The organism is Myxococcus sp. AB036A, from assembly GCF_006547355.1.
In the GTDB taxonomy this organism is placed as follows: Bacteria; Myxococcota; Myxococcia; order Myxococcales; family Myxococcaceae; genus Myxococcus; species Myxococcus virescens.
The window spans coordinates 1-11,620 of record NZ_VHLC01000166.1 but is presented as its reverse complement, the minus strand read 5'-3'; the positions used below and the strand labels follow the sequence as shown (position 1 = coordinate 11,620).

Here is an 11,620-nt window from a genome sequence, read left to right as displayed (position 1 = left end):
CCTCCGGCTTCGGCGCCTCGGGAGGCGGCGGGGGCGGCTTCTGCACCTCCACCATCACCATCTCCACGGGGCGCTTGGGCACGGGGCGCGAGCGCGAGTCACCCTCCCCCAGTGCCCAGAAGCCGCCGACGTGAATCCCCAGCGACACGAGCAGGAAGGCGCCCACCACCGCCAGCGAGCGGTCGTGTGAGGGCGTCGTGGGACTATTTTCGAGGACGGCCTGACTCATGCGCTGATGCCTCGCTTCAGGGCGCTGCGGGCGCAGCCGCGGGGGCCACGTCCTTCTCGATGTTGAGCGCGAACTTCGCGATGCCCTGGCCCTTCACCACGTCGATGAGCCGCATGACGCGGCCGTAGGGTAGCGACTGGTCGGCGCTGATGATGGCGCGCGTGTCCTTGTCCTTGGCCACCGCCTCGGCGACCTTCGCCTCCAGCTCCTTCTCGGTCATCTCGGTGCCGTCGAAGAAGAACTTGCCCTCCTTGTCCAGCACCACGTTGACCAGGCCCTGCACCGTCTCACCGCCGTTGGCGGCTCGGGGCAGGTCCACCTCCACCGTCTCGCGGACGATGAAGTTGGCCGTCACCATGAAGATGATGAGCAGCACCAACACCACGTCCACCAGCGGGGTGACGTTGATGCCGGTGATTTCGTCGTCGTTGTCCTGCGCGCTGCCCGCCATGGCCTAACGGGCCTCCGAGCGGAGACTGCCCACCAGCGCGTGCCCCAAAGCGTTGGCGCGGCTGGTGAGCGTCTTGAGCTGACGGCTGAAGACGTTGAAGGCCACCACCGCCGGAATCGCCACCGCCAGCCCCACGGCCGTGGCGACCAGCGCTTCGGAGATGCCGGCCATGACGGTCTGCTGCATGGCCCCGCCGCCGCCCTGGGCGTTCATCTTCCCCAGGTCATTGAAGGCCTTGATGATGCCCAGCACCGTGCCGAACAGACCGATGAACGGCGCGTTGTTGCCCAGCGTGCCCAGATACGACAGGAAGCGCTCGTAGCGCGGGCGCTCACGCGACAGGGTGGAGGCAATCACCTGCTCCACCGTGTCCGCGCCCTGGTCGGCGCACGCCAGCCCTTCGCGCAGGATGGCGGCCTCCATGCCCTGACGCCCCTGGATGGCGGCCTTCACCGCGTCCAGCTCACCGCGCGACAGCCGCACCGCCAGCGCCTCCGAGTCCGGCAGCCGGTGACGGGCGAAGTACACCGTGCGCTCCAGCATGATGGCGATGGAGAGCACCGACAGACACACCAGCACCCACAGCACCCACTCCGCGGAAGTGAGCGTCACCCCCAGCAGCTTGCTGCTGAGCCACCCCAGTTGCTCCGGGTGGGCCTGGGCGAAAACGGCGATGGACGGCATGGTGTCTTTCCCCTCGTGAAGCACGTTGGCGCGACCGGAACACCGGGCCCGAATTGAAGTGTCACCGGGTGGTCGGATTTTTTCCGGGCCCCTCTGACGGCGAGGGGTCAGAATGCGCGCCATGCGAGGAAAAACGGTGGTCGTCACGGGCGCTTCGGCGGGCATTGGCGAGGCGCTGGCGGTGGTGCTGGCCGGACGCGGCGCCAACCTGGTGCTGGCGGCGCGAAACGAGGAAGCGCTCCAGCGGGTGAAGGCCCGGTGCGAGTCGGCCGGCGGGCGCGCGGTGGTGGTGCCCACCGATGTAGGTGACGCGGAGGCCTGCCGCCACCTGGTGGAGCGGGCGGTGGAGTCCTTTGGCGGCGTCGACGTGCTGGTCAACAACGCGGGCGTGACGATGGACGCGCGCGTGGACGAGGTGAAGGACCTGTCTCTCTTCGACCGGCTGATGCGCATCAACTACCTGGGCGCGGTGTACTGCACCCACCACGCCCTGCCCCACCTCAAGGCCCGGCGTGGACTGGTGGTGGCCGTGTCGTCCCTCACGGGCAAGACGGGCGTGCCCAACCGCAGCGGCTACGCGGCCAGCAAGCACGCCATGCACGGCTTCTTCGACTCGCTGCGCATCGAGCTGCGCGGCACCGGCGTGGACGTGACGGTGGTGTGCCCCGGCTTCGTCGCCACCAACATCCGCGACAGCGCGCTGGGCGCGGACGGCCAGCCCGTGCGGCAGAGCAAGCACGACGAGAGCGCGGGCAACATGGACGTGGACACCTGCGTGGCCATCATCCTGCGCGCCATGGAGCGCCGCGAGCGCGAGGTGGTGATGACCACCAAGGCCCGCGTCGCCCAGTTCCTCAAGCTGGTGGTCCCGGGCGTGGTGGACCGCATCGCCGCGAAGACCATCCAGGACCGGCAGCGCTGATTCGCGCGGCTCAGGTGGCCGGCGGAGGCGTGGCCGGCCGCTCCACGCGCGTCAGCAGCCCGGAGATTCCCTCGAAGGAGGCGTTGCCCACCTGGTGCAGGCCGAATCCCCAGAGGAAGGCCGTCATGCCCGCGCCGAAACCGCCCCACGTGGGCGAGAAGACATTGAGCAACTGAAGCCCCAGCGCCACCGCCACCGTGGTGAGCAGCGCCAGCACGCCCAGCTCCACCAACCACATGTGACGCGGCGACGGCAGCGGCATGCCCTCGAAGTCGCCCAGCACGGGCGCCCCTCCGGCGGGCGCCTCCGGCAGCGCGAGGATGCTTCCACCGCTGGGCGCGGTGGGAGGAGGTACGGAGGGCGCCCCGTCGCCCCCGTCGTCCGACGCGAGCGACTCCAGGTGGAAGCTCTTCGCCATCCGCTGGGACTGGCTGGCGGAGACAAACCGGACGCGCGCCTCGCCGTACTTCCCCGCGGCCTCGTGCGACGACTCCGCCACCAGAAGGCCCATGGCTTCGCGCAGGAGCGCCTCCACCTCCTCGAGCGCCTGCGTCTGCGCCTCGGACTCACTGACGTGCCGAGCCTCGTCCACCGCGCCGCGCAGCTCCACGATGAGCTGGCGCACATAGGCGGCATGCGCGCCCTGGTACATGCGGACGGCATCATCCACGCTGGTGTTCGCACGCTCGCGGGCCCGCTCCAGCAGGGTGTTCACCTGCCGGGTGAGGGCCTCCCACTCCTCCTCCGTGAAGCCTCGCGGCGGCGTGCGGGACGCCAGGGCCGCGGACAGCTCCTCGCAGAGGATGTCGAAGTACGAGCGGCGAGCGAACTCCAACTGGCGCCGGGCGGCGTCCAGCGCGCCCCGCGCCAGCTCCTCCCGCACGGTCGACAGCAGGGACAGCAGTTCGTACTTGAGCCGGAAGCCCAGCGAATCCTCACCGTGCTGCTCCACCAGCGTCCGCGCCTGACGGTCGATGTCCTGCAACCGCGCCTCCAGCCCGGCGCGCGCCAGTCCGTCCACGTCCAGCTCCCGCACCTTGGCGGCGAGGCGGTCCAGTTGCTCGGTGGCGGTGTCCTCCGTGCGCAGCGCGCCTTCCACTTCCGCCAGCAACTGGCTCGCCTGCTCCGGACGCAGCTCGGCCGGGAGCGCGTCCAGCTTGCGTGACGTGTCACACCACGCGCCATACAGCCGCAGACGAGGCTCCAGCGCGACCAGGTCCCCGTCGCGCACGCGGATGCCTCGCACCGGCCGGCGAATCTCCGACGCGAGCCCGTCCACCTGGCCCAGCATCACCTGCCCCACCTCCCGCGCCCGAGCCCCCTGCCCGCTCACCACGGCCTGGAGCCGGCGGTGCAGCTCCATGACCCGCTGCAAGCGCAGCGTCCGGGGCCGGATGCGCTGCGAGTACAGGCGCACACCGAACGACGACACGGCCCCCGCCGCGATGAGCAACGCGCCCCACAACCAGGGCGAGCTCACCCACAAGGTGAAGGGCTGCTCCACCGCCATGCCCGAGCGCACGGACAGGCGCACGGTGCCGGTGTACTCGCCCGGACCTTCCAGGCCCCGCAGGTTCAAGAGCAGCGCGCCGCTCCCATGCGCGCTCACGGGAATGCCCCCGTCCACCGACGTGACATCCAGGTTGCCGCCATCCGGCTTCCCGCCCTCCAGCGCGAAGCGCACGCTCTGGAAGCGCGGCTGGATGAGGGCCGAATCCATGTCCGGCGCCTTGCGCTGCAATTGCAGCAACTGGGGCACCGACACGACCCCGCCCACGCCCGCCGTCTCCTTGAACGGCAGCCGCACGGTGGCGTCGATGGAGCCCCAGCCCCAGCCCGCGGACGTCACCGCTGGCGACGTGGCGATGAACTGCACCGCGGGCACCGCCTGCACGCGGGTGACGATGAGCGCGGTGGTCTCCCTTCCTTGCGCGTGCACCAGCACCACGTGGCCTGTGTAGTCCCCCGTGACGGGCAGGCGCCCGGACAGCTCGACGTGGATGGGGCGCCGCGTGGAGATGGGCACCGTGGCCCCCCCGGCCTCCGCTTCCTTCACCACGGCCTGCAACGGCACCTGCACGCCGTCCTGGGCCTGGAGCGGATCCACCAGCACCGTCACGCCGCCGGGCAGCTCGCCGTCCACACCTCTGGCCACGCCGCCGGCCACGGCCACGTCGCCGACCACCTCCGGCGCGCTCAACAAATCCACGCGCAGCACGTGCCGGAAGTCCTCCGACGCTGTCCGCAGCTTCACCTCGTTGCTGGCGGAGGCACCCGCCACGCGCAGCGAAGGCTCAGCGCCGGCCCTCCAGGGAAGGACGAGCAACAGGAGCAGGGCCGGAAGACGCACGAGCCCCCACGCGGAGTGGGTGACGGCGGGACGGGTGCCAGCGGAGCGCATTCACTGACTGTATCAGGCGCCCCCCATGCCTCCACTTCGCGCCCCTACCCCCACCCCAGCTGACTCAACATGCTCCCGGACAGGCTGCCGCGGATGGTGTCGATGGGGATGCCCTCGTTGTGTCCCACCGACGCGGACGGGACGCGGGGCCCGCCGCTGTGATGCAGCGCGGCCAGCCGCAGGTCCTGGGTGAAGCAGGGCGCCCCCGAGGAGCCCGGCCCCGTGCACGCGCGGTACGCCACGCGTGTGCGGCCCGGATTGACGCCCAGGAACTCATCGAGCGCGACGCTCATCGGCTGGCCCGCCGGGTGCTGGACGATGAGCACCAGGCTGCCGGGCGTGAAGGACTCCCGCGAATCGGGCGGCTCCAGCCAGCCTCGGGGCTCCCCGTCGACCAGGTCCTCGCCGGGGACACCCGCCACCTCGAGGAAGGCGTAGTCCAGCTCGCCCGACGTGGCATCACGCGGACGCGGGTGCATCAGGTCCGCGGGGCTATAAGGACTGCGCGCCAGACAGCGCGTCACGCGGTACACCGTCCCCGGATGTAGCAGCGTCCCGTCCTGGAGGACCTTGCGGCCGAAGCGCACCCGTAGAGACTCCAGCAGCCTGTTCTCGATGACGTGGAAATTGGTGAGCACGACGCTGGGGGACACCAGGAAGCCGGTGCCCAGCGCCGCGCCCACCTCCGGCTCCACGCGGCACACCTGCCGCTCGATGGAGGTCAGGCGCTTGCGCCAGTGCTCACGCTCGGCGTCCGCCCGGCCACTGCCGAAGATGCGCTCCAGTCCGACACGGGGGATACTGCGCTGGACGGACGCGAGGTACACCTGCACGAAGCGTTGGAGACGAGGGTGCCGGGGCAGAGCCTGGTAGGCGCCGCGAATCAGCTCGCGCAGCCAGCCCTCCGCCTCCGCCATGTGGATGAGCGCGAAGACGCGCTCCCGCAGCCCACCGGAGACGCCCAGCGACTCCAAATCCCTGCGGCAGGTGGCGGCCACGACCCGGCGAAGGTGCTCCACCGAGGCAAACGCGCTCGTCAGCGCCCGCTGTAGCTCGTCCCTCTCCGCGCCGTCGAGCTCCATGCTTGCCACCCACGACGAAACAACCCTGGGAGCGGTTGCGACTCCGTGTTGCTGCTGGGAAATCTGTGCATCCCCTGCGTGGGTGCCCAGTTGGGAGTACGGACTACATTTCTTGGAGGCCCGTGAAGTCACCACGAGTCGACACATAACGCGCCCCCCAGCGCCGGGGCAGTGGCCCGGGGGGCAGGAAGTGCCAGCGACATCTCCTCAGCGTACGGCCCACGTAGCGGGGGGTACGTAGGACACCAGGTCAGGGCGCTCCAGGGCCATCAGCGATGACGCGCCGCCCTGGAGCGTGCCCGCCAGCGTCGGGATGACGCGGAAGCGCGCCTGGAAGGGCTCGCCCGGCCCTCGGGGATGAAGCCGCAGCGTCACCGCGCCATCCTCGCTCTGCCAGGACGCCACCTTCCCTTCGCGCACGAGCGCCTCCAGGCTGGCGGTGTCCACCTGCACGCCCGCGGGCAGCCCATGGCGAATCACCAGCGGCAGGCCCGACGGCGTGGAGGCCAGGAGCGTCACCTCCGACGGCTGCCCCACCTTCGCGTCCGAGGGCACCTGCACGGACAACTCCAGCCCGGCCTGTGCCTGCTGCGTCCACGGCACCGCGGCGCTCAACGCCAGCGCGAAGCCCAACCCGGGCACCGCGGGCTCCGCGCGCACCGTCCAGGTATGCGCGCCGCCGGAGCCCGGCGCCGCCGCCTCCAGGGACAGCACCTCACGCAGGGCCTTGGCGTCGAAGGTGCCCTCGGTGATGACCTGGCCGTCCCGCTCCAGCACCACCCGCACCTGGGCGGGCAGCGGCTCGCGGAAGAGGGACACCACGGCCTGCAACGCCAGGCGGTTGGCGCGCCCGTTGCCCCAGCCGTTCACCGGTTCGTAGCTGGCGAGCAACGCGGCGCCCAGGTCCGCCACGGGTGCCTTCGCGTCGCCCTCCAGGGCCAGCACGGCCAGCGCGGTGGCCTCGGCCTCCGTCGGCGTGCCGCCCGCGGCGTCCACCACGCCCTCCTCCACGGGCAGGAACGCGGCACCCTCGTCGCGCCGCTGAACGGCATCCCGCACCTGCTCGCGCAGTGAGTCCCGCAACGAGCCCGTCACCGCGCCGCTCGCCAGCAGCGCCGCCGCGGTGTAGCCATCCTTGACGTGCGCCCGGTTGCGCTCCAGCGCCCCCGAGGCCCGCGCGGTGAAGAAGGCCGCGCGGCGCTTGCCCTCCGGCGTCACCGCCGCTGCGTTCACCGCGCGCGTGCAGTCCGCGGTGGCCACCAGCAACCGCTGGAGCGTCCAGCCGTTGCCGCCCTGGCAGGTGCCGTCCGGGAGCTGCGCCGCCGCCACCTGCGCGGCCAGCCGCTCGCCCAGGCGGGCCAGCACGGGGTTGTCCGGATGCGCCAGCGCGCCCTCCGCCAGCAGCGCCGCCGTGGCCACATCCGGCGCCCGGCTCCACCGCAGCGCGCGCTGGGTCGCCCGCATCAACCCCGCCCGTACCGACTCCACGTCCACTTCACCGGGCTCCGGAGGCACGGGCGCCGTCAGCCGCTGCCCGGGCGTGCTCAGCGCCTTCAGCGCCTCCGCGGACCGCGTCTCACCCAGGGCGGTCAGGAGCTCCGGCGCGCGGCCCGTCAGCAGCAGCGAATAGCCCACGCCGGCCGCGTCCTCGCGCGCGCTCGCGTTCAGCAACTCCGAGCGCAGCACGCCCAGCCCGCCGGGGAACACCCGCACCCGGACGCGCTCGCTTCCCGGCTGCGCGTCCACGGCCCCGGTGAGCGACAGCGAGCGCGGCGCCGCCAGCGTGCCACCGCGCGTCTCCACCACCGGCCGCCCCGTGGACCACACGGGGAAGTCCCGCACCACCGCGTCGGTGGCGCCCAGCGTCGCGCGCACCGCCACCTGCCCTGGCGTGGCCACCCGCACCGTCACGTACTCCACCACGCTGCCGCGCGCCGGAACGCGCACGGTGCGGCTGCCGCCCTCCACCAGCGCGCCCGGCACCTCCACCTTCAAGGGCGCCTCCACCGCCGCGTCCGTGGTGTTCATCACCTGCACCGGCATCCGCACGGCGTCGCCCGCGCGCAGGAAGGCCGGCAGCACCGGGTCCACGTACGTGGGCAGCGTGCCCGTGAAGGACGCCACCGCGCCGGACTGCGCGCCCGAACGCGAGTGCGCCAGCGCCAGCACCCGCCACTGCGTGAGGCGGTCCGGCACGCGCACCGGCACCGTCGCCGCGCCGGACGCGTCCGTCACCACCAGGGGCTCGAAGAGGAACGTCTCCGGGAACCAGGCACGGCTGGGCGTGGCGTCTGCCTCCGCGCCGCCCCCGCCCTTGCGTGCATCATCCTTGACCACGACAGCGCGGGCACTGCGGAGCGCGTTCGCGAACCCGGGCATCCCCCCTTCCATCCCCCCGATCTCCATCTGCTCCTCCTCCATGACCGGCGGGGGGGCCATCACCGCTTGCACCTCGTCGAACTCGGAGTTCTGTCCACCAAAGGTGCGGAGGCGCTTCGACGCCTGGGGCGCGGGCGCCCCCGTCAGCGCCTCAGCGGATGCGCCGAACAGGCGCCGCACGTTGTCACCGAAGAGCGCCACGAACATGACCAGTCCCACCAGGCTCGCCAGGGAGCACCCCACCCCGGCGAAGAACGAGCGATTCATGGCGCCTCCCGGGCAACCCAAGCGTTCCAGTTCTCCACGTCCTCCGGCAGCCGCGTGCCGCTGGACACCACCGCCCGCGGGTCGGTGAGCGCCAGCAGGTCCACGGGCAGCCGTGACAGCTTCAACCGGCGGCCAAAGGCATCCGTCACCTTGTCGCCTCGCTTCTCACACGCAGCCAGCGCGCCCTCCCACAGCCGGGCCATGCCCGCCGGGTCCAGCGTCTGCCCCTGCGGCGCCTTCTCCTCCCAGGCGCGCACCTGAGCGTGCAGCTCCGCCAGCACGGCGTAGAAGGGTTCGGTCAGCTCCGACTCCGGCTCGAAGGCCGACACCGCGTTCACCGTCACGCGGGGCTCCGTGTGCTCGCGCCGAGGCACATCGCTCACCCGCAGCACCGCCGCCGACGCCGCGTTGGCCCCGCGGATGCGGCCCATGGCCAGCGCCTGGCCGTCCAGGACACCGAAGGCCGGCGAGGCCACCGTGGGCACCGGCCGCAGCTGCCCCAGCGCGTCCGGCCCTGGCAGCGGCGCCAGCTGCGCCAGCGTCTCATCCACGCCGAAGAGGCCCACCGCCGCCGGACCGTCCTGGCCATCCACCCGCGTCTGCAATTGGAGCCGGGCCAGCTCGCCGGGAGCGTAGCGCTGCTTGTCCGGCGTCACCTCCACGGAGAGCTGCGCACGCGGCGCCACGTACACCCGCCCCTGCGCGCCCTCCCAGTACGTCATCGCCCAGCCCTCGAAGTCCTCGGGCAGCTTGAAGCGGACCGAGCGCGTCGCCTTGTCCACCTTCTCTTCCATTCGTTGGTTGCCCGCCTGGAGCACCAGGGTCTCGGGCAGCGGGCCCGCGAACTGGGGGCCGCGCATCAGCTCGATGCGGACCTCCTCGCCGCCGCGCGCCAGCACGGGCGTGGCGCGCAGGCGCGTGGGTGGCACCTCCGCCGGACGCAGCACCAGCTTCGTTTCGCCCACGGCCTCTCCCCCCTGCGTGCCGCTCACCTTCAGCTCGTAGCCCAGGAAGGTGGTGGCCTGGGAAACGGCCTGGCGCCCCTTCTCACCCGACGGACGGGCGGTGAGGTGCGCCACGCCCAGGGCGTTGTGCGGATACTCGGGCTCGGACATCCGGATACGCGTGAAACGCTCCTGGATACAGGGCAGGACGGACGCGGCCAACGCGTTCGACTGCTTCGGCAGCATCACCCACGTCAGCGACTCCAGGCCCCGCTTCCCCAGCCGCCAGCTCAACGCCGCGGGCAGCGGAGCGTCCATGCTCAGGTCCCGAGGCAGACACGCGCGCGCATCGAGAGCCGCGTCGTCCAGCGCGGCCACCAGCGTCTCAGGGGCGCCAATGGCCGCCTCCACCTCCACTGCCAACTCCGGCAGGCCTGGGTCCATGATGCCCAGGCGCACCTGGAAGACCCGCTCACGCCCGGCGGGAAGCACGCGGGTGCGCAACGCCGAGGCCACGCAGGCGGGCAGTGCGCCCTCTCCAGAGACCACGTCCACCACCGCGCCCGCGGCACTCACGCGCAGGCCGAGCGCGACTTCCACTTCTCCATCCTCACGCGTCACGAAGCGCGCACAGGGTTCGAGCGCGGGCAACCCCTTCTCCAGCGCGAGCAGGTCCTCGAGCGAGGCCTCCGTCTCCGGCGCCAGCAGGTTGCGCGTCTGGCCCAGCCTCACCGTGGGCTTGGGCGGCGGCGGGCGCACGGGCATGGGCGGCACCACGACGTTGACGGGAGGCCCGGGGTCGAGCTGGAAGACGGCCACGCCGTCCTCGTCCGTCATCGCGCGCACGCCTTCGTCGCGCGGGTCCCAGGCGCGCTTCACCATCAGCTCCGTGCCCGGCAGCACCTGCCCCGCGGCCGTCGTCGCGCGCACGTAAACGCGGTTGTTGAAGCCCGGCGCCAGTCCGCCCTCCACCTCCGTCACCGCCGACACCTGCAGCGCGTCCTCGGACAGCAGCAGCGACACGCCGCCTTCGATGCGGTCTCCCGCCGCGTCCCGCGCCACCAGACGCGCCACCAGCTGGGCCTGTCCGCGCAGGTCCATGGGCACGCGCGGCAGCGACAGGCGGAAGCGCCCCGCGGCGTCCGTGCGCGCGCGGTCCGGCAGGCCCCCCGCATGCCACTCCGTGGGCGCGGGCCAGTCACCGTGGATGTTCCACGTCAGGCCCACCTCGACGTCGGCCACCGGCGCGCCCGAGGCATACGTCACCTGCCCATCCACCACTGGCACCTCGTCCGCGCGCCAGAAGGGCCGGGCGCTGCGCGCCTCCACGCGGAAGCGCGGCAGGGTGAAGGGCTTCACCTCGAAGGACGCCGAGGCCTGCGCCCCGCCGCTCACCCAGCTCACCGTCCAGCTTCCTTGCGGCGCGCCCCGGTCCAGCGAGAAGCGCCCGGCCACGACACCCCAGGGCCCGGCCGGCGCGCGCTCCTCCAGCACCACTTCGCCGGTGGAATCCCGCACCACCCACGTCCCCGGCCGCCCATCCAACGGCGCCAGGTCCTTGGCCCTCAGCACCACCGCGCGGAAGAGGACCTCGTGGCCCGGCTCGTACAGGGGCCGGTCCGTCAGCACATGCGCCAGGGCATTGGCATACAGCGGCAGCGGCGCGTCCACGGTGTCCGTGCCCAGCGGCGAGGTGACGCGGGCCCGGAGCTGGTAGTCGCCGTCCGGTACCTCCGGCAGCGCCACGCGGGCCGACAGCCCCCCGTCGTCCATGGTGCGCATCCACGCGGTCCCCTTCGACAGCGGAAGCGGCGTCTCCTTCCCCTCCCCGTCCACCAGGAACACGGCGGCCGTGCCCTTCGTCACCGGGGCCTTCATCATCTGGCCGGATTCCGGGTGCGGCGCCAGCGCATGCGTCACGACCACCACCTGCCCCGTGTCGCCGCGCGCCAGGCCGGAGCCATGGACCTCCACCACCTGGCGGAACTGTCCGTCCGGACAGCTCGGCACCTTCACTCCTCGCAGGACCCAGGCGGAAAGGCAGACGTCCCAGGAGGCAAAGGCTACCGCGCCCCCCACGAGCAACGCAGCCAGTCCTCCCCCCAGCAGCCGGCGGCGCCGGAAGCGGATTGTCATCGGTTCTCCCCTTCCCTCCACTCTATGCCGGGAAGCCGAGGCCCTGACGAGTCCCCCCGTCCTTCGCGTGGCTCAAGACGGTGCGCTAGGGTCGCCGTTCCTTGCCAGCGCCCAAGCCCAAATCC

Annotated in this window: 7 protein-coding genes and 1 pseudogene; 1 reads left to right on the top strand and 7 read right to left on the bottom strand. The window is 72.2% G+C overall.

The genetic code is table 11. From position 1 onward, the window contains the following. The 3 genes and pseudogenes from FL344_RS36780 to FL344_RS36770 all read right to left on the bottom strand — a co-directional run. Positions 1-229: pseudogene (locus FL344_RS36780) on the bottom strand (energy transducer TonB); the annotation flags it as partial. A 16-nt stretch (positions 230-245) separates the two neighbouring features. Continuing rightward, complete coding sequence (locus FL344_RS36775; RefSeq protein WP_011550942.1) at positions 246-680, bottom strand: biopolymer transporter ExbD; 435 nt, start codon at positions 678-680, stop codon at positions 246-248. Positions 681-683: 3 nt separating this feature from the next. Further along, a complete protein-coding gene (locus FL344_RS36770) occupies positions 684-1,364 on the bottom strand; it encodes a MotA/TolQ/ExbB proton channel family protein (protein ID WP_011550941.1) in 681 nt (226 codons plus the stop codon). Between the two features lie 112 nt (positions 1,365-1,476). Between FL344_RS36770 and FL344_RS36765 the strand changes: the two genes are divergently transcribed. Further along, entirely contained in the window at positions 1,477-2,286 is an 810-nt protein-coding gene (locus tag FL344_RS36765; protein ID WP_141621785.1) for an SDR family oxidoreductase, read from the top strand. Between the two features lie 10 nt (positions 2,287-2,296). Here FL344_RS36765 and FL344_RS36760 read toward each other — a convergent pair whose 3' ends face one another. The 4 genes from FL344_RS36760 to FL344_RS36745 all read right to left on the bottom strand — a co-directional run bounded on the left by FL344_RS36760 (position 2,297) and on the right by FL344_RS36745 (position 11,495). Next, complete coding sequence (locus FL344_RS36760; RefSeq protein WP_141621784.1) at positions 2,297-4,687, bottom strand: hypothetical protein; 2,391 nt, start codon at positions 4,685-4,687, stop codon at positions 2,297-2,299. A 44-nt stretch (positions 4,688-4,731) separates the two neighbouring features. Continuing rightward, positions 4,732-5,769, bottom strand: a complete 1,038-nt coding sequence (locus FL344_RS36755) for an effector-associated domain EAD1-containing protein (protein ID WP_141621783.1) — start codon at positions 5,767-5,769, stop codon at positions 4,732-4,734. Between the two features lie 207 nt (positions 5,770-5,976). After that, positions 5,977-8,415, bottom strand: a complete 2,439-nt coding sequence (locus FL344_RS36750) for an alpha-2-macroglobulin family protein (RefSeq protein ID WP_228565632.1) — start codon at positions 8,413-8,415, stop codon at positions 5,977-5,979. Then, a complete protein-coding gene (locus FL344_RS36745; protein ID WP_194863395.1) occupies positions 8,412-11,495 on the bottom strand; it encodes an MG2 domain-containing protein in 3,084 nt (1,027 codons plus the stop codon). Before FL344_RS36745 ends, FL344_RS36750 begins: the two co-directional genes overlap by 4 nt. Positions 11,496-11,620 lie beyond the last annotated feature (125 nt).

Bases quoted from the DNA above. Each gene is read 5' to 3' on its own strand.
- FL344_RS36760 (WP_141621784.1), bottom strand. From the start codon at position 4,687: ATGCGCTCCGCTGGCACCCGTCCCGCCGTCACCCACTCCGCGTGGGGG.
- FL344_RS36755 (WP_141621783.1), bottom strand. From the start codon at position 5,769: ATGGAGCTCGACGGCGCGGAGAGGGACGAGCTACAGCGGGCGCTGACG.
- FL344_RS36750 (WP_228565632.1), bottom strand. From the start codon at position 8,415: ATGAATCGCTCGTTCTTCGCCGGGGTGGGGTGCTCCCTGGCGAGCCTG.
- FL344_RS36765 (WP_141621785.1), top strand. From the start codon at position 1,477: ATGCGCGCCATGCGAGGAAAAACGGTGGTCGTCACGGGCGCTTCGGCG.
- FL344_RS36770 (WP_011550941.1), bottom strand. From the start codon at position 1,364: ATGCCGTCCATCGCCGTTTTCGCCCAGGCCCACCCGGAGCAACTGGGG.
- FL344_RS36745 (WP_194863395.1), bottom strand. From the start codon at position 11,495: ATGACAATCCGCTTCCGGCGCCGCCGGCTGCTGGGGGGAGGACTGGCT.
- FL344_RS36775 (WP_011550942.1), bottom strand. From the start codon at position 680: ATGGCGGGCAGCGCGCAGGACAACGACGACGAAATCACCGGCATCAAC.